The organism is Tropicimonas sp. IMCC6043 (genome assembly GCF_004146235.1).
In the GTDB taxonomy this organism is placed as follows: Bacteria; Pseudomonadota; Alphaproteobacteria; order Rhodobacterales; family Rhodobacteraceae; genus Tropicimonas.
In genome coordinates, this window is record NZ_SELO01000011.1 from 25848 (window position 1) to 42602 (window position 16755).

17 protein-coding genes are annotated in these 16755 nt (G+C 65.7%); 13 read left to right on the forward strand and 4 right to left on the reverse strand.

What is annotated here, in order from left to right; genetic code table 11:
- Positions 1 to 4: 4 nt before the first annotated feature.
- From EU800_RS12150 to EU800_RS12165, 4 genes are all read right to left on the reverse strand, one after another.
- The gene (locus EU800_RS12150; protein ID WP_129632555.1) at positions 5 to 1270 is read right to left on the reverse strand and encodes an ABC transporter substrate-binding protein; all 1266 of its coding nucleotides are present in this window, start codon (positions 1268 to 1270) and stop codon (positions 5 to 7) included.
- A 41-nt stretch (positions 1271 to 1311) separates the two neighbouring features.
- Complete coding sequence (locus EU800_RS12155; protein WP_129632558.1) at positions 1312 to 2862, reverse strand: hypothetical protein; 1551 nt, start codon at positions 2860 to 2862, stop codon at positions 1312 to 1314.
- The gene (locus tag EU800_RS12160; protein ID WP_165354644.1) at positions 2859 to 4115 is read right to left on the reverse strand and encodes a Gfo/Idh/MocA family protein; all 1257 of its coding nucleotides are present in this window, start codon (positions 4113 to 4115) and stop codon (positions 2859 to 2861) included. Before EU800_RS12160 ends, EU800_RS12155 begins: the two co-directional genes overlap by 4 nt.
- An 81-nt stretch (positions 4116 to 4196) precedes the next feature.
- Positions 4197 to 5276, reverse strand: coding sequence for a GntR family transcriptional regulator (locus tag EU800_RS12165; RefSeq protein WP_165354645.1), 1080 nt, complete (start codon positions 5274 to 5276; stop codon positions 4197 to 4199).
- 347 nt (positions 5277 to 5623) lie between these two features.
- Here EU800_RS12165 and EU800_RS12170 point away from each other — a divergent pair, with 347 nt between their 5' ends.
- From EU800_RS12170 to EU800_RS12230, 13 genes are read left to right on the forward strand one after another with little or no spacing between them, the layout of a single operon-like run.
- The gene (locus tag EU800_RS12170) at positions 5624 to 6121 is read left to right on the forward strand and encodes a Na+/H+ antiporter subunit E (protein ID WP_129632566.1); all 498 of its coding nucleotides are present in this window, start codon (positions 5624 to 5626) and stop codon (positions 6119 to 6121) included.
- The gene (locus tag EU800_RS12175; protein ID WP_129632571.1) at positions 6114 to 6374 is read left to right on the forward strand and encodes a monovalent cation/H+ antiporter complex subunit F; all 261 of its coding nucleotides are present in this window, start codon (positions 6114 to 6116) and stop codon (positions 6372 to 6374) included. The genes EU800_RS12170 and EU800_RS12175 overlap by 8 nt, the downstream gene beginning before the upstream one ends.
- Positions 6371 to 6724: a monovalent cation/H(+) antiporter subunit G gene (gene mnhG, locus EU800_RS12180; RefSeq protein ID WP_129632574.1), complete on the forward strand. Its 354-nt coding sequence runs from the start codon at positions 6371 to 6373 to the stop codon at positions 6722 to 6724. Before EU800_RS12175 ends, mnhG begins: the two co-directional genes overlap by 4 nt.
- On the forward strand, positions 6721 to 6975 hold the full coding sequence (locus EU800_RS12185; RefSeq protein WP_129632577.1) for a hydrogenase subunit MbhD domain-containing protein: 255 nt from the start codon (positions 6721 to 6723) through the stop codon (positions 6973 to 6975). The genes mnhG and EU800_RS12185 overlap by 4 nt, the downstream gene beginning before the upstream one ends.
- Positions 6972 to 7673: a hydrogen gas-evolving membrane-bound hydrogenase subunit E gene (gene mbhE, locus EU800_RS12190; RefSeq protein WP_129632580.1), complete on the forward strand. Its 702-nt coding sequence runs from the start codon at positions 6972 to 6974 to the stop codon at positions 7671 to 7673. The genes EU800_RS12185 and mbhE overlap by 4 nt, the downstream gene beginning before the upstream one ends.
- Positions 7673 to 8029, forward strand: coding sequence for a sodium:proton antiporter (locus EU800_RS12195; protein ID WP_129632583.1), 357 nt, complete (start codon positions 7673 to 7675; stop codon positions 8027 to 8029). The genes mbhE and EU800_RS12195 overlap by 1 nt, the downstream gene beginning before the upstream one ends.
- The gene (locus tag EU800_RS12200; RefSeq protein WP_129632586.1) at positions 8023 to 11151 is read left to right on the forward strand and encodes a proton-conducting transporter membrane subunit; all 3129 of its coding nucleotides are present in this window, start codon (positions 8023 to 8025) and stop codon (positions 11149 to 11151) included. The genes EU800_RS12195 and EU800_RS12200 overlap by 7 nt, the downstream gene beginning before the upstream one ends.
- Complete coding sequence (locus tag EU800_RS12205) at positions 11148 to 12053, forward strand: respiratory chain complex I subunit 1 family protein (protein ID WP_129632589.1); 906 nt, start codon at positions 11148 to 11150, stop codon at positions 12051 to 12053. Before EU800_RS12200 ends, EU800_RS12205 begins: the two co-directional genes overlap by 4 nt.
- Positions 12054 to 12056: 3 nt before the next feature.
- Complete coding sequence (locus EU800_RS12210) at positions 12057 to 12749, forward strand: NADH-quinone oxidoreductase subunit B (protein WP_207209896.1); 693 nt, start codon at positions 12057 to 12059, stop codon at positions 12747 to 12749.
- Positions 12750 to 12754: 5 nt separating this feature from the next.
- The gene (locus EU800_RS12215) at positions 12755 to 13285 is read left to right on the forward strand and encodes an NADH-quinone oxidoreductase subunit C (RefSeq protein WP_129632813.1); all 531 of its coding nucleotides are present in this window, start codon (positions 12755 to 12757) and stop codon (positions 13283 to 13285) included.
- 1 nt (position 13286) lies between these two features.
- Positions 13287 to 14465 carry an NADH-quinone oxidoreductase subunit D gene (locus EU800_RS12220; RefSeq protein WP_129632592.1) on the forward strand — a complete coding sequence of 393 codons (1179 nt, stop codon included), beginning with the start codon at positions 13287 to 13289 and terminating at the stop codon, positions 14463 to 14465.
- A 3-nt stretch (positions 14466 to 14468) separates the two neighbouring features.
- Positions 14469 to 16271: an FAD-dependent oxidoreductase gene (locus tag EU800_RS12225; RefSeq protein WP_129632595.1), complete on the forward strand. Its 1803-nt coding sequence runs from the start codon at positions 14469 to 14471 to the stop codon at positions 16269 to 16271.
- Positions 16268 to 16753 (forward strand): ferritin family protein, encoded by a 486-nt coding sequence (locus EU800_RS12230; protein ID WP_129632597.1) that lies wholly within the window; start codon positions 16268 to 16270, stop codon positions 16751 to 16753. The genes EU800_RS12225 and EU800_RS12230 overlap by 4 nt, the downstream gene beginning before the upstream one ends.
- Positions 16754 to 16755 lie beyond the last annotated feature (2 nt).

Here is a 16755-nt window from a genome sequence, read left to right on the forward strand (position 1 = left end):
GGCGTTACCAGCGCGGACCGCGCAGCCGCTTCAGCTCGGCGTCCAGCGTGGCGAGGTTCTCCGCAGCGTCGCCCTCGCCGGACAGGGTCTTGTGCACGGCGGTCCAGAAGGCCGCCGACACCTCGTTATACTTGCGCAAAGTCGCGGCCGAGGGCCGGGGCAGGGCATTGTCCACGACCGGCTTCCAGAGCGGGATGAACTCCTGCTGTGCGGCTACCTCCGGATCCTCGTAGACCGCGTTCAGTGTTGGCGGGCGCGAGGTGACGATGGCGCGTTCCTTCTGGTTCTCGTAGTTGTTGAGGAAGCGCACAAGCTCGATCGCGGCCTCCTGGTTCTCGGAGTATTTCGAGACACCCAGATGCCAGCCGCCCAGCGTCGCCGCGGAGGCGGTGCCTTCGCCGCCATGCGGCAGGGTGGTCACCGCAAAGACGTCCTTGACCGGGCTGTCCTCGCCGGCGGCCAGCGCATAGGCGTAGTTCCAGTTGCGCATGAAGACCGAATTACCGGACTGGAAGACGCCACGCGCATCCTCCTCCTTGTAGTTCAGCACGCCCTCCGGCGCGATGGTGCCGATCCAGCTCGCCGCGAGGTCGATGGCCTCCGCGGCCTTCGGGTTGTTGATGTCGATCGAGCCGTCGATCTCGACGATCCGGCCGCCCCCGTTGCTGTTGACCCATTCCTGCGCGTTGCAGGTCAGCCCTTCATAGGCCGCGCCCTGGAAGACGAAGCCATACATGTCGGAGTTCCCCTCGGCGCGCTCGGCCTCCATGATCTTCTGCGCCGTCTCGGTGAGCTCCGCCCAGGTTTCCGGAACCGGTTTGCCGTATTTCTCCAGCAGGTCGGCGCGGTAGTAGAGCGCCGGCGCGCCGAGGAACATCGGCAGCGCCACGAGCTTGCCATCGACGGTCTGGCTCTCGATCGCCGCAGGGACGAAATCGTCCACGATATCCGCCACATGCGGGGTCAGGTCTATGAAGTGTGACGCGAGCTGCGGCGCCCAGATCACGTCGAGCCGGTAGACGTCGATATCGCTCGACTGGGCCGAGAGCCAGAGCCGGTACTGGCCGAACTGGTCCGTGGTGCTTTCGGGCATCGAGACGATGGTGACCGTGTGGTCGGTCTCGGCCTCGAACTGGTCGAGCTGCTTGCGCAGGATCTCCTGGTCGCGACCGACAGAGCCATGCACGATGGTCAGGTCCGCGGCCAGCGCTCCGGTGGCCATCAGGGCCGCCCCGGCGATCCCGGACATCAGGTATTTCAAGGTCGTCATGTCTTTCTCCCTTTGGTGCCGATTATGTGAATCCCGTCGCCTCATCGAACGAAGATCGGTGAGGTCCAGGCCATCTGCCCGCTCTCCTGTCGCAGCCGCAGATAGATCGTCTCGCCTGCTGCGAGCGCACCGAGCGGCAGCGCGCCCTGCCATTGCCACGCCTCTGGGCGGGGCAGTTGGTGAAGACGCCAGGCGGGGCTGTCGATCAGTCCCAGATTGCCGCTCTTGGCGCCCTCGTAGAGCCGCGCGGCCGGGATCGAGATGTCCTGGCCGCAAAGACGGAGATGGAGGGTTGCGCCCTCCTCCAGCCGGGCCCGGACCATGACACCCTGCATCGCCGGCGTCGTGTTGTTGGGGTTCGCCTCCGCGGTGACGGCGAAACGCAGCTTGCCGGCCTCCATGCCGATCTCGGGCACTGGGTGGCCGCTGTCCGCGCCTTCGAGCGGCGAGACGATCTCGGGGCCGCGGAACCGCGGTTCGACGCCCCCGATCTCGCCACCCTCGATCCGCAGGCTCCCCTCCCAGTGGTGGCAGGTGCCGCGCGCGCCCCATCCCATCTCGAGAAAGATCAGCGTCTCCTCCGGACTTTCGGGATCGACAGGGGCGGGAGCGAGAGCCGGGCTGACCCGGTGGAAGAGCCGTCCGTTGCGGACCACGTCGATATGGTCGATGGCGCCACCTGCCACGGCCTCGATCCGGAGTTCTGCCGCGTCGCGCGGGGCAATCATGCTGCCCTGCACAGAGCCGTCGATCGCTGCCAAAAGGTGGACGCGGTCCCCGGTCAGCGCATTGGTCCGGCGCGCCCGCATCGCCGACCAGAAGGCCTCGCGGTCGTGCTCAGGCGCGAGGAGGGCCATCCGCCCGTGGCCGTAGGAGCCAGGGAAGCCGCTGTGATGATCGGTATTGCCGACAATGCCGAAGACGTGGCCCTGCGCCAGACCGTGCGCCATGGTCGAGTGCCCGTCGACCGGCCCCATGGAATGCAGGTAGACGCGATCGGTTTCGGAACGCTCGGCACAGCCATGCATCGAGATCATTTCGACGAAGGGTGAGAGCGCAGGCTCGAAGCTTGACCAGTTGATGCCGCGCGCTCCGGTGCGGTAGCCGATATGATGCGGAAAGGCGAGGGCGCGGTCGCCGTAACAGTCCGCCAGCGCGGCGTTGAGGCGCGTTGGATCGTCGGCCAGCACGAGCGGCCCGCCGTCGAGATCGGCCAGAACGATCGTGTAGTCGCCATGCGCGTTCGAATGGATCTCGTATCCCGCGAAGACCGCGAAGCGCCCGGCTTGCTCGGCCGCGCGCAGCGTCTCGTAATGGCCGCTCCAGGCGGCGCGCAACTTGGCGAAGCCTTTCACGTGGAAATCGACGATATGCGCGACCTCGGGCTCGTCGACCGGCATGTCGGGCCAGTGGGCATGGCCGGTGACCGACACGAAATCGAGCTGTAAAGCCGCCTTGCTGAGCGCGTCGGGGAAGGGGCCGTGCCCATAGGACAGGTCGGAATGGTTGTGGATGTCACCATAGAACGTCCGGAGCCCGAGAGCGGCGGCCTGCGGCCGCAGTCGTTCCGGCAGCGGGGCGTTGATCGTCATGCGACGTCTCCCGACATCGGATCCACCGGCGTCCCGGCATTGGCGAGGCTGAGCTGCGCCGCCCGAACGAGCCGGAGCGAGGCCACGCCCTCGGCCACGCCGACCGGCGGCCGCTCGCCCTTCATGAAGCGAAGCAGGTGCCGGACCAGCGCCCGGTCGGCGCCGTAATGCGACGATCCGCGGTCCGGGTCGGGGTGCCGGATCACCGAGCGGGCATGGCCGTGGCGCTCCACAAGGTCGATGTCGCCGCTGTGGCGCTCCATGCGCAGGCGGCCGCTGTCGCCGATGATCTCGAGCGTCTCCTGATCTTCCGACCACGGGCCGAAGATGGTGAAGAAGAGGGTCGCCACCAGGCCGCTGTCGTACTGCACGGTGACCACCGCGTGATCGTCGATATCGGCACCGGGACGATAGACGCAGGTGTCGTTGCGGTCATCCGGCGCGGCGGCGTCGACCCAGCTTGCATTGGGCACCCGAGCGACGCCTTCGAACCGGTCGATCAATGTCTCGTGCCGGCGATACGGGCAGTCGCGGTCGCAGTCGCGGCAGCGTTCGGGCGCATCGGGATCGGGGGCGAAGATGCCCGACCTGCCGCCTGTGGCGGTTACCCGCAGCGGTCGCGCACCCGCGGCGATCCAGTTCAGCACGTCGAAATGATGCGACCCCTTGTCGTTGAGCGCGCCGCCCGAGCGCGCGCCCGTGCGATGCCAGAGCTGCAGGTAGCGGGTATAGGGAATGACCGAGCGCAGGAGCACCATCCGGGGCGTGCCGATCCGGCCGCTGCGGGCAAGTTCGACCGATTCGATCCAGGGCTGCTCATAGCGCCGCGTGAAGCCCATCATGATCGGCTGGCCAGACTGCGACTCCGCCTCCGAGATCGCCAGGGCATCCTCGAGCGTCACCGAGATCGGCTTGTCGAGATAGACACGCTTGCCCGCGGCCACGGCCCGCTCGACCGGCTGGCGGTGATTGTCGGTATGCGTGGTGACGATCGCAAGGTCGACATCGGGATGCGCCAGAGCCGCGTCCAGCCCGTCGAAGACCGCAACGCGATGCGCAACGCCGGCCTCAGCATAGAGCGCGTCAAGATGCGCCGCGGCGAGTCGGGTCCGATCCGGAAGCAGGTCCTGCACGCCGACGATCCGCAGCGGCGTGCCGTTCGCCGCCTCGGCAATGCGGCTGCCGATGAAATAGACGCCGCGCTCGCCCGCGCCGATGATGACGGCACCGATTGTCCGGCTCGTGTCCCTCATGACCAACCCGTCCTCCATGATTGGAGGTCACCATAAGTGAGTATGATGTTCCGGGTAATTCGAGTTGTACTCACTCCGCGGTCAGGATGTAGCGTCCAGTCGCTGGGCCGAGCCGTTTTCGAACAGGTAGATCGGCAGGTAGTGGGTGCGCGCCGGGGCGGGATCCCTCTCGATTCGCGCGATCAGCACCCGTTCGAACAGGTCAAGCTTTTCGGCGTCGGAGTTGCCGACGATGTCGAAGCGACGGACATGTTCGGAGGGCATGTCGACGCTTCCCAGAAGCAGGAGGCTCACCTGCCGGTCAAGCATCGGGCGGGTTTCATGTAGCGCGGCGTCGAGCAGGTAACCGTCCACCAGCCCCCAGACGATCATTGCCGTTGCGCCGGCGCGTCCGGCCTCCAGGAGGGCCTCCACGAGGTCCTGGCGCCGGTAGGAGCCGGGAAGCCGGTCCCGCTGGAACAGCAGCGGTGACGGAACCGTCCCCTCCCATCCGCTGAGGAGCAGGAATTCCCGCCGCGCCATGGCGATCTGGCGGGCGTCATGCGACGAGGTCAAGAAGCTGATGCGCGCATGCCCCTGCGCCTGCAAGTGCCGGTAACCGATCGACAGGGCCTCGCGCCAGTTGGTGCCGATCACGTCCGCATCTATGCCGGTGACCGACACCCCGTCGATCACCAGCGCGTCGGAGACCGCGCGTATCCGGGCGAGGAACGCGACCGGAATGACCTCGAAATTCGCCTGGAGCAGGCAGCAGCGGTAGCGGGTAGTCGGCGCGAGGAGGTCGATATCTTCGTCTTCGGCGGCAAAGACGCGCTGGACGACGCGATGGCCACGGCGTTTCAGGCGCGCGACGAGTTCCATGAGCAGCGTGCGCGCGAGCCGACTCTCGGAACTGCGGTAGAGCAGCAGGCAATCGGCGGTGTAGGTCGTTTCAGTCTCCGTTTGTCGCCGAATGGTCAGCCCGGCGCCGGGTCTCGCGACGATGTGGCCCGAGGAAAGAAACGGCGCCAGCACTCGTTGGACCACGCGCTGCGAGGTGCCGAACTCCGCCATGAGGTCGCGAACCCTTGGCAGCCTCTGGCCATCCCGGCCCTCTGCGAGGAGCGCCTGAACCCGCTGAAGGATCGCCTGGTCCTTCTGTTTCGGTTGTTCGTCGGCCATCTCCGGGCCCCGCTCGAATGTCCCAAGCCGCCCGGCCATGCGAAGCCCGGCGCGCGCTCTCGCCCCGCGCAGGGGCACGTCCATTGCGCATACCCGTCATGACCCAAATGCAGGGATGTTGCCAAGACCCTGTGGCGGAAGTGATATCTGCGACCATTTGCACTCCCGTTATACGGGAAAATCGCCGCCAGTTTGTCCGAGATCAAATTAAGATTTGTGAATACGTGGTTGATGGCTGGCAGATGGCTCGTCATCCCGCCACCCACGTCCGACGCGCGCAAAACCGCCCCCCGACGTTTCTGGCAGGTCCTGAGCCGAACCGGTCAAACCCAGCCGCGGAGGACTGCATGAGCGAAGCGTTCGCAAACCGGAAACTCTTCTTCCTGACGCTGTTCTTATGGATACTGCTGAACGGCACGCTGGCGCTCGACGTTTTCGCGGTTGGCGTCGTCGTGGCGGCCGCCATCGCCTTCTTTTTCGGCAGCAGCCTGTCCTTCCTGTCGGGCTACCGACTCACGCTGGCCTCCGCGCGCGCGACGCTGGGATATATCGGCTACTTCCTTGTCGAACTGGCCAAGGCGAATCTGTCGGTCGCCCGCGTCGTGCTCGACCCCGCCCTTCCCGTGGTGCCCGCCATCGTCAAGGTCCGCACCCGGCTCAAGAGCCCGGTCGCGCGGCTGCTGCTGGCCAACTCGATCACCCTGACCCCCGGCACCCTCACCGTCGAGATGACTGGCGAGTGGCTCTACGTCCATTGGGTGGTCGCCAAGACAACCGACACTCACGCCGCGACCGAAGCGATCGTGGCGGGGTTCGAGAAATACCTGGAGGTCATGTATGACTGATGCGCTCCTGCTTCCCGCCGCCATCGCGGCGCTTGCGCTGGTGCTGTCCTTCTGGCGCTTCATCGCTGGCCCGCATGCCGTCGATCGAGTCGTCGCGTTCGACGGGCTCACCCTGATCGCGATTTCCGGACTGGTGATGGCCGCCCTGGTCTCCGGCCGCGGCATCTATCTCGACGTGGCGCTGATCTATGCGCTGCTGTCCTTCCTCGGCGTGATCGTCGCGTCGCGCTATCTCGAAGGAGGCGAAGAATGACCCTGCTCGCGCCCCTCGGAATCCTGGTGATGACCCTGGGCACCGTCTTTCTCGCCCTGGCCGGCCTCGGTCTCTTCCGGATGCCCGACACTTACACGCGCATCCAGGCCGGCACCAAGGCGACCACGCTCGGCATGCTGCTGATGCTCGCCGGGGCCGCGCTGATCGCACCCGCCTGGACCGTCAAGCTCGGGCTGATTGCGCTCTTTCTGATGTTCACCAACCCGCTTTCCTCGCAGGTGCTCGCCCGCGCCGCACATCGCGCCGGCGTACCGGCGACCGAGCGGACCTCGGCCGACGCGCTGGCCGAAGATGCCGCCGACATGGCGGGCGGGGAGGGCGCGGCATGAGCGTTCTGATGCTGGGCCTTGCCATTGCCCTCGCGCTGTCGATGGTCGCCGCCGCCGCAGTGGCGCTGATCACCCGCTCGACCGTGATCGCGGTGCTGGCGGCGGGGCTTGTGAGCCTCTTCGCCTCGATCTTCTTCGTCGTCCTCGCCGCGCCCGACGTGGCGATGACCGAGGCCGCGATCGGCTCGGGCCTCACCACGTTCCTCTTCTTCTTCACCATGGGCCGGATCCGGCGGGAGGGTGGAAAATGATCCGACATGTCGTCGTCGCCCTGCTTGTCGCGCTCCTCGGCATCGCCTTCTGGACGCTGACCGCCGGCTACCTTCCCGATGCCGAGTTGAACCGCACCGCCGCCTACTACGCGGCACATGCCCAGGACGAGGTCGGAGCGCCGAACATCGTCACCGGCATCATCGTCACATGGCGCGGGCTCGACACGCTGGGCGAGGTCACGGTGCTGTTTCTGACCTCAGCGGTTATCGCGCTCGTGCTCACGCAATCGAAGACACCGGCTGGCGCCACCGGAGCAGGCTTCCTGCCGTCGGGCGAGTTGCTGACCACCGGAACGCGGATGATCGTGCCATTGATCGTCCTGCTCGGAGCCTATGTCATCATGAACGGCCACCTGACGCCGGGCGGCGGCTTCCAGGGCGGCGCGATCCTCGCCTCGGGGGCGTTGCTCACGCTGCTCGCAGAGCCGACGCGCCGGTTCGGCCACAGCGTCATCGCGCGGGTCGAGAGCGCCTCGGGCCTCACCTACGTGCTCGTCGGCCTAGCCGGCATGATGATCGCGGGCGGCTTCCTCGACAACGGGATCCTGCCGCTCGGCCGCTTCGGCGCGATGCTCTCGGCCGGGGCGATCCCGCTCATCTCGGTGCTGATCGGGCTCAAGGTCGGGGCGGAATTCTCCTCGATCCTCGAATCCCTGCATGAAACGGAGGACGCGTGATGGCCCAGATTGCCCTCGCAACCGGTTTCGTCCTGATCCTCGCGGGTCTCTACGGCGCGCTGACCAACCGTGACATCCTGCGCATGATCGTGGCCTTCACGATCGCCGACACCGGCGTCAACATCGTGCTCGTCGCCGTGGGCTACCTGCCCGGGCGCACCGCGCCGATCCTCGACGCCGCGGTGCCGGTGGCCGAGGCCGGCCAGCGGATCATCGACCCCGTGCCGCAGGCGCTGGTGCTCACCGCAATCGTCATCGGCCTCGGCATCACCGCGCTGATGCTCGCCTATGCCTATCGCCTCTTCCGGCTGCGCCACAGCCTCGACATCTCGACCTTCACGGAGCTGAAATGGTAAGCCCGGTCCTCATCCTCGCCATCGGCCTCGGCACGGCATTCGCCCTGGGGCTTCTCTCGCAGGCTCGCAAGAGCTTCCTCTTCCTCGTCACGCTCGCAGCCCTGGCGCTGATGGCGGCGATCAGCCTCGGCTGGGTCGTGGCGCTCGCCACCGGCGCGGCCATGACGGCCGAGATCCACACCGCCGGCGTCGCGCCGCCCTTTGCGATCAACCTCCGGGTCGGCCTGGCCGAGGCGGCTCTGCTGGCGACGATCTCTCTCGCGGGCCTCTTCTCCGCGCTCTCGATGCGCGAGCCGCTCCTGCGGCTCGGCCGCGGCGCCATGGCAGTGCTACTGGTTCTGGTCATGGCGATCTCCGGCCTCGTCATGACGCGCGACCTCTTCAACCTCTTCGTTTTCATCGAGCTCATCGCCATCGCCACGGCCGGCGTCGTGCTGCTCTCGCAGGACCAGCGCGCGATCTGCGCCGGGTTCAAATATCTGGTGGTGAGCCAGATCATCGCCATCCTGATGCTGATCGGCATCATCTTCACCTACCATGCCACCGGCTCGCTCAATATCGACGACATCGTCGCGACGCCCGTGGCCTTCCACGGCGCGGCGCTCGCGATCTTCCTGCTGCTGATCGCGCTCGTGGTGGAGCTGAAGCCCTTCCCGGCGAACGGCTGGGCGCTCGACATCTACACCAGCGCGCATCCCGGCTTCTCCGCCCTGTTCTCGGCGGCCACCGGCTCCGCGGCGCTCTTCGCCGTGGACAAAGTCGCGACCTATGCAGGGGACGCCTGGTTGCCGCTCCTGACCGGCATCGGCCTCCTGAGCTTCGTCGGCTCCAATATCGTCGCGCTCCGACAAGAGAACGACCGGCGTCTGCTTGGCTATTCCTCGGTTGGCCAGCTCGGCCTCGTGCTCGCCGTGATCGGCCAGCGTGACGTGCTCGGCGACGCCTATCTCTATATCGCCGGCGGCCTGATCCTCTCGCATGCCGTCGCCAAGGCCGGGCTCTTCTGGATGTCCGCCATCGTGCGCGGACGGACGCTCACCGACTGGGCCGCGATCCGCGCCCGCGCGCCGATGGTTCTGGCCTTTGCCACCTTCATCGCCATGCTGGTCGGCCTGCCGCCCTTCCCCGGCTTCTATGCCAAGTGGGACCTCGCGCAGGCGCTTGTCGCCGCGGGGCGCCTGCCGATCCTGTCGCTGATCCTCCTCGGCGTGCTCATCGAGTCCGCCTATCTCTTCCGCTGGTTCGGCTATGCCATCAAGCGCGAGGCGGTCGAGAAGGGCCTCCTGGCCAACACTGTCGATTGCGGCATCACGCTGGCCGCCGTCGCGGGCGGCTGGGCGCTCGGCTGGATCTGGGGCGTGGCCCATGGCGAGTTCAACGTGCTGGCGACTCTGCCGGTGCTGGCCGTGGTTGCTTTCCTTCTGCTCGAACCGCTTCCTGCGAAGGTCAAGAACGTACTGGCCATTGCAGCGCTTCTCGGCTGGTTTGCGATGGTCGTCGGCGGATACGATCCCATGCGGCTGATCTTCGCTGCGGTGATGATCCCGGGCGGCGCTGTCATCCTCATCGCCTCCTTCACCGAGACGGGGCGGCGGATCGGCTTCTATCCCTCCGCGATGGCGATGTATGCCGGCCTCGCGCTGCTGCTCGAAGCGACGACCTTCTTCGAGTTCTTCGCGGCCTGGGAAATCATGACGCTGGGCTCCTACTTCCTGATCCTCAGGGGACGGATGTCCGAGCCGCACGCGCTGAGCTACATGCTCTTCTCGCTCGGCGGCGCCTTTGCACTGCTGGCGGGATTCGCGATCGCCTCGGGTGGCGTGCAGCCCTTCCCGCTCGACCAGCTCGGTACGGTTGCAGCCGACCTCGCGCCCTATGTCTTCGTTCTGCTCGCCGTCGGCTTTATGACCAAGACAGCGGCCATGGGCCTGCATATCTGGCTGCCGGGCGCCCACGCCGAGGCGGAGACGGACGTCTCGCCGATGGTCTCCGGCATCTTGCTGAAGGCCGGGCTCTTTGGTCTCTTCCTGATGCTGATGCAGCTTGGCCGGCAAAGCCTCTGGGGCGTCGACCTCACCTATGTGCTGGTCTGGATCGGCGCAATCTCGGCCTTCCTCGGCGCGGTTCTGGCGATCTTCCAGGAGGACGCCAAGCGGCTACTGGCCTACAGCTCGATCAGCCAGATGGGCTATGCGCTCTTCGGCATCGCGCTGATGAACCACCTCGGCTGGCTCATGGCGATGATGTTCGTCATCAACCACTACGTCTACAAGTCGATGCTCTTCCTGGCCGTGGGCGGCGTCTACAAGCGCACCCACACCAAGCTGATGTACAAGATGGGCGGGTTGATCACGCTTATGCCCTTCACCTTCGTTTCCGTGCTGGTGGGGATCATCGCCATGTCCGGCGTGCCGCCGCTCTCGGGCTTTGGCGGACGATGGATCTTCTACAACGCGATCATGGATGCCGGCCTGCGCCTGCCGCTGATCCTGATCTTCATGGCCGGTCCCATCGGCTTCCTCTACCTCTTCCGGCTGATCCACACGATCTTCCTCGGCCAGCTCAAGGACCCGCACCGGAAGCTCAAGGAGGCGCCCGCCTGGCTGGTGGCGCCGCAGATGATCTTCGTGGCCTTCCTGATCGGCTTTGCCGTGCTGCCCGGCATGGCGCTGCAAAAGGTGGACGGCTACATCGGCTCGATCTTCGGCGACCAGCCGCTGGTCTGGTCCGGCCGTGCCATCGCCTCCGAGTTCGGCTACTGGAACCCGGTCGCGATCATGGTGGTGATCATCGTGGTCTTCGTCTCGGTCTTCCTGATCCTGCTGGCCAAGAACCATGACGCCCAGAAGGTGAAGCAGTTCAACATCGTCTTCTCCGCCGAGCGGCCCTACCGCCCCGAGACGACGCATTTCGCGTGGAACTTCTTCGCCCCCTACCGCAAGGCAATGGGCTTTCTCGAGACGCCGGTGGTCAGCACCTTCTGGGGCGGTGTGACCGACGGCATCAACGGCGTGGGCGACTTTACCCGCCGCTTCTACAACGGCAACGGCCAGAGCTACGCGATCCACGTCGTGCTCTTCGTCGTCGCCGTCTACCTGATCGCCATGGGAGGCGTCGCATGACCTTCGAGTGGATCCAAGTTCCCTACGCGCTCGCCACGCTGTTCATCATCCTCAACTACGGGATGCTGATGACGGCGGTGGTGCGCAAGCTCGCCGCGCGGGTCGGCGGGCGGCCGGGCATCCCGGTCTGGCAGAACTACATCGACCTGGTGAAGAACTTCGCGCTGCGCTCGAAGATCAACCACGGGGTCATGTATTACCTAGGGCCGGTCTTCCGGCTTACCGGCGGGATCGGCCTCATCCTCTTCGTGCCGACGATCTACGGATCGAGCTGGGCGCAGAACTTCTCCTTCTCGGGAGACCTGATCCTGGCGCTCTACTTCATCTTCTTCGGCACTCTGGGCATGGCGCTCGGGGCCGGCGAGAGCGGGCATCCGCACTCTGCCATCGGCGTCTCGCGCGGGCTGGCGCAGGTGACGGCGGCGGAACTGCCGATGGCGCTCGCCGTCTTCGCCATCGCGCTGCAATACCAGACGCTGTCGATCACCGGCATCGTCGAGGCGCAGCAGGGCGGGCTCTTCCACTGGACGCTCTTCACTAACCCGCTCGCGGTCTTCGCGGCGATGTTCGCCTATGTCGGCACGATGATGCGCTCGCCGTTCGACGTGGTGCTGGCGCCGCAGGAAATCCCGATCGGCCCGCCGACCGAATACCACTCGGCCTATCTCGCGCTGATGCAGACCAACCGCGTGATCTTCCCCATCGCCAAGACGATCATCTACATGAACATCTTCTTCGGTGGCGCGACCACCTGGGCGGAATTCGCGGTCAAGGTCTTCCTGCTCTACATGATCCCGGCCGTGATCGGCGTGGTCCACCCGCGGTTCCGGGTCGAGCAATCCATCCGCTTCTTCCTCAAATGGGGCCTGCCCGTGGGCATCCTCGCCATCCTGACGGTGTGAGCCATGAAAGACGTTGACGACAAGTTCCTGAAGAACACCGAGAAAGAGTTCCCGCTGCGCGAGGAACTCCGCCCCCGCAAGGTCACGACACCGGACGGTCAGGAGATCGAGATCGAGCCGCTGAAGGACTATTTCTGCGAGGCGGCGCCGAAGGTCCATCCCAAGGCCTACCTGCCGATCATCGAGGATTTCTACAACTGGGCGCGGGCCAACTCGCTCTGGATCCTCGGCTTCGGCACCGGCTGCGGGGCGATCGAGATGCGGCCGCTAATGACCCCGCGCTTCGACGCCTACCGCTACGGCATCCAGTGGCGCCCGACACCCCGGCAGGCGAACCTGCTGATGATCTCGGGCTATCTCTCGGTCAAGACGCTCAAGCGCGCGATCCGCGCCTACGAGCAGATGCAGGGCCCGAAATACGTCGTCGGCCTCGGCTCCTGCACGATCAACGGCGGCATGTACTGGGACAGCTACAACACGATCAAGCGGCTCGACCAGTATCTGCCGGTCGACCTCTACATCGCCGGCTGCATGCCGCGCCCGGAGGCGCTGCTCGCCGGGTTCATGGAGCTGAAGAAGCAGATCAAGGCCGGGAAATGCGAGGGCGCCAACAAATACGCCGAGAATTTCGCGACCTACAAGGCGAACCAGAAGTCCGTGATCAAGGACTGGGACATGCCGGATTACAACTGGTGACGGATATGCGCGACATCCACAAGAGACTGAAGAAACTCCATCACCTGGGCAAGCTCGAGCCGCAACGGCCCGGCCTCGCCTTCCTGACCTTGCCGCGCGAGAACTTGCGCGGGCTGCTGCTCGACCTCCGCGACAAGGAGGGGTTCACGCATCTGGTGCTGCTGACCGCGGTGGACTGGATGGAGGAGGGCCTCTTCCAGCTCACCTACATGATGAACAACCGCGCCGCGGACATGACGCTCGGCATCCGCGTGATGCTCGACCGCGAGGCTGCGACGGGCGACAGCATCCACGACCTCTGGCCGACCGCCGCCACCTATCAGCGGGAGTTGAAGGAGATGTTCGGCATCGACTTCCCCGGCTCGCCGCGGGTGGACGACGAGTTCATCCTCGAGGGCTGGACCGATCTGCCGCCCTACCGGCGCGACTTCGACAGCCTCGCCTATTCGCAGCAGACCTATGCCGAGCGCCCGGGCCGTGTGACCCACGATCCGCGCGAATACATGAAATCGAAACTCTATCCGGACGGGGTGTGAGATGTTCAACTTCAAACCCGACCGCAGCCAGTACCCTGCCATCGGCGAGGACGGCAAGCTCGAGATCGACCTCGAGACGGGCAAGTTCCTCAAGCTCTGGCAGGGACCGAACCACCCCGGGATCACCGGAAACATGTCGGTCGAACTGACGGTCTGCGGCGACGAGGTGGTCGAAGGCAAGACCCATGTCGGCTACCTGCACCGCGGCTTCGAGAAGCTGATGGAACGGCGGACCTTCATCCAGGTCTTTCCGATCGTCTGCCGGGTCTGCGTGCCCGAGCCCGATTTCAACGAGTATTGCTACGCCGCAGCCGTCGAGGATCTCGCCGGCATCGAGGTGCCGGAATATGCCAACTGGATGCGCACCCTGATCCTCGAGATGGGCCGCTTCAACAGCTACATGATGTTCCTCGGCGGCATCGGCGGCGCGCTCGGCCTCGGCATCGGCGGTCAGTGGATGACCTATGTGCGCGACCTGATGCTCGACCGGTTCGAGGAACTGACCGGCGCCCGGATCTACCACATGTTCATCCTGCCGGGCGGCGTGCGCGGGCATCTGCCCGAAGGATTCGAAGGGCGTATGGAGGAGGTGCTCAGCACCGCCGAACGGTACCTGGCCGACATGGACAGAGTCATGTTCTCCAACTCTGTCTTCAAGACCCGGACCAAAGGCGTGGGCTACATCGATCCCGCGCTCTTCGAACCGTATGGCGTGACCGGCCCCAATGCGCGTGCCGGCGGTGTGGCCAAGGACGTTCGCAAGGACAGCCCCTACCTGGTCTATGACCAGCTCGATTTCGAGGTGGCCACGGCGACGGGAAGCGACATCTGGGCCCGCGCCAATGTGCGCCGCGAGGACGTACAGACCTCGATCGACCTGATCCGGCAGATCCTGAAGAAGATGCCGAAGACCGGCCCGGCGATGGCCAAGATCCCCAATGTCCTGCACTGGAAGATCCCGCGCGGCGAGACCTACATCAAGGGCGAGTGCTCGCGCGGCGAATACGGCTACTACCTCGTCACGGACGGCACGGGCTATCCGCGCCGGATCAACGTGCGGGGTCCGAGCTACACACATGCGATGGCGCTGCTGGAACATCTCATTCCGGGAACGAACATCTCCGACGTCGCAGCGCTGATGGTGTCGCTGCACACCTATCCCCCCGAGATCGAGAGGTAAGCCATGGGCCTGCGCGAAGTCCTCACCCCGTTCACCGTCTGGAAACACGTCTTTGACGAGACGGTCACGATCAAGAACCCCATCGGCCGCCCCGGTGCCGACCGCTACCGCGGCTTCCACCAGAACGACATGGAGAAATGCATCGGCTGCGGCACCTGCGAGACGATCTGCCAGAACGCGGCGATCGACATGGTGCCGGTCGAGGGGTTCGACGCCCAGAAGGGCGATTCCGGCCTCCGGCCGCAGATCGACTACGGCCGCTGCTGCTGGTGCGCGCTCTGCGTCGACGTCTGCATGACCGGCTCGCTGACCATGTCGAACGAATACACCTGGGTGGACACCGACCCCGACAAGTTCCGCTTCATCCCCGGCCTCGAGGGTGAGTGGAAGGATGACGAGGCCGGCTACGAGCGCGAGGGAGACCGTGCGCTCTCCGGCATCGAGCGGATCCACATGGAGGAGATGGAGCCGGAGGCGCGGATCGACAATTTCGACGAGATCGTCGCCGGCTACAGCCGCGAAGAGGCGATCCTCGAAGCCGACCGCTGCGTCGAATGCGGGCTCTGCGTCGCCACCTGCCCGGCCCACATGTCGATCCCCGACTACATCGCCGCGGTGCGCGACCAGGATTACGATCGGGGCCTAAAGCTTCTCTACGAGACCAACCCGTTCTCCGAAGTCTGCGGACGCGTCTGCACCCACAAATGCGAGACCTCCTGCGCCGCGCTGCACGAGGGCGACCCGATCGCCATTCGCTGGCTCAAGCGTCATATCGTCGACGAGGTGCCCTATGAGCGGCGCATCGAACTGGTCGGCAAGCCCAACGTGGCGCCCACCGGTCGCAAGGTGGCGATCATCGGCGGCGGCCCGGCCGGCCTGACGGCGGCGTACGATCTCGCCCGCGACGGCCATGGCGTCGTGGTCTTCGAGGCGCAGGCCAAGGCGGGCGGCATGACCCGCTACGGCATCCCCGAATACCGCCTGCCCTATGACGCGCTCGACCGCGATATCGGCGTGATCGAGGCAATGGGTGTGGAGATCCGCACCAATTGCCGCATCGGCCGGGACGTGACGATGGAGGCGCTCCGCGAGGAATATGACGCGGTCATCCTCGCCATCGGCCTGCATATGGGCCGCTCGACCCGGGTTCCCGGCACTGAAGGCCCAGGAGTCGAGAAGGCCGTGGACCTGCTGCGCCGGATCACCGACGGCGAGGAGGTGCCGGTGCCCGAGAAGATCGTGGTGGTCGGCGGCGGCAACGTGGCGATGGACATCGCCCGATCGATGGCGCGGCTCCAGAAGGTCAAATACGGCAAGGTCGGTATGACGCTGACTGCGCTCGAGGATATCGACCATTTCCTCGCCGATGCCGAGGAGATCAAGGAGAGCCGCGAGGAAGGCGTGGAGATCTTCGACGCCCGCGGCCCGCAGGAAGTGCTGCGCGACGAGGCCGGCAACGTGACCGGGCTTCGGACCTGGCGTGTGACCTCGATCTTCGACGACCAGGGCCGGTTCGCGCCCGCCTATGACGAGGCCGACGAGCGGATCCACGAGGGCACGATGGTGATCGAGGCCATCGGTCAGGCCGCCGACACCTCGCTCCTCGGCGAAGAACTCACCGAGGCTCTGGAATGGAACCGCGGCCGGATCAAGATCGACGACACCTTCCGCACCTCCGAGCCCTGGCTTTTCGCCGCGGGCGACGCGGTGAAGGGTCCCGATGTCATCAACGCGGTGGCGGACGGCCACACGGTCGCCGCCTCGGTCAGCGCGGTGATGTTTGCCAAGGGGGAGGCGGCGCGATGAGGACCGAAGCGCTCAGCAAGATGACCACCGTCGAGGAGGTGCTGGAGACGGTCGCCGAATTCGACCGCGAGGCGCATGGTTTCTATGTCGACCTGATTCCGAAAGTGTCGAAGAAGATCAGATACATCGTCGAGGAACTGGCGCGCGCCGAGCTTGACCACGTCATCAAGCTCTACGAGCTCTCGAAATCGAGCGACATCCGCGACCACCTACGGGACGCGATCCTGCGCCCCGAGGCGGACCGGCGGTTCTCCGACGCGATCCAGGCGCCGGAGCTGGGCGACGACCCTGACGACCAGGAAGTCCTGCAATACGCGCTCGCGCGCCAGCAGATCGCGATCGAGGAATATTCCGAGCTTGCCGCCAATACCCCGCCGGGGCCGATGCACGAGGTGTTCAGCTACCTCGCCAACGAGGAGAGCAAGCACAAGACGGACCTCGAGGCGCTCTATTACGAAGTGGTGCATTCCGGCGGGGTCTGAAC

Bases quoted from the DNA above. Each gene is read 5' to 3' on its own strand.
- EU800_RS12150 (WP_129632555.1), bottom strand. From the start codon at position 1,270: ATGACGACCTTGAAATACCTGATGTCCGGGATCGCCGGGGCGGCCCTG.
- EU800_RS12155 (WP_129632558.1), bottom strand. From the start codon at position 2,862: ATGACGATCAACGCCCCGCTGCCGGAACGACTGCGGCCGCAGGCCGCC.
- EU800_RS12160 (WP_165354644.1), bottom strand. From the start codon at position 4,115: ATGAGGGACACGAGCCGGACAATCGGTGCCGTCATCATCGGCGCGGGC.
- EU800_RS12165 (WP_165354645.1), bottom strand. From the start codon at position 5,276: ATGGCCGACGAACAACCGAAACAGAAGGACCAGGCGATCCTTCAGCGG.
- EU800_RS12170 (WP_129632566.1), top strand. From the start codon at position 5,624: ATGAGCGAAGCGTTCGCAAACCGGAAACTCTTCTTCCTGACGCTGTTC.
- EU800_RS12175 (WP_129632571.1), top strand. From the start codon at position 6,114: ATGACTGATGCGCTCCTGCTTCCCGCCGCCATCGCGGCGCTTGCGCTG.
- mnhG (WP_129632574.1), top strand. From the start codon at position 6,371: ATGACCCTGCTCGCGCCCCTCGGAATCCTGGTGATGACCCTGGGCACC.
- EU800_RS12185 (WP_129632577.1), top strand. From the start codon at position 6,721: ATGAGCGTTCTGATGCTGGGCCTTGCCATTGCCCTCGCGCTGTCGATG.
- mbhE (WP_129632580.1), top strand. From the start codon at position 6,972: ATGATCCGACATGTCGTCGTCGCCCTGCTTGTCGCGCTCCTCGGCATC.
- EU800_RS12195 (WP_129632583.1), top strand. From the start codon at position 7,673: ATGGCCCAGATTGCCCTCGCAACCGGTTTCGTCCTGATCCTCGCGGGT.
- EU800_RS12200 (WP_129632586.1), top strand. From the start codon at position 8,023: ATGGTAAGCCCGGTCCTCATCCTCGCCATCGGCCTCGGCACGGCATTC.
- EU800_RS12205 (WP_129632589.1), top strand. From the start codon at position 11,148: ATGACCTTCGAGTGGATCCAAGTTCCCTACGCGCTCGCCACGCTGTTC.
- EU800_RS12210 (WP_207209896.1), top strand. From the start codon at position 12,057: ATGAAAGACGTTGACGACAAGTTCCTGAAGAACACCGAGAAAGAGTTC.
- EU800_RS12215 (WP_129632813.1), top strand. From the start codon at position 12,755: ATGCGCGACATCCACAAGAGACTGAAGAAACTCCATCACCTGGGCAAG.
- EU800_RS12220 (WP_129632592.1), top strand. From the start codon at position 13,287: ATGTTCAACTTCAAACCCGACCGCAGCCAGTACCCTGCCATCGGCGAG.
- EU800_RS12225 (WP_129632595.1), top strand. From the start codon at position 14,469: ATGGGCCTGCGCGAAGTCCTCACCCCGTTCACCGTCTGGAAACACGTC.
- EU800_RS12230 (WP_129632597.1), top strand. From the start codon at position 16,268: ATGAGGACCGAAGCGCTCAGCAAGATGACCACCGTCGAGGAGGTGCTG.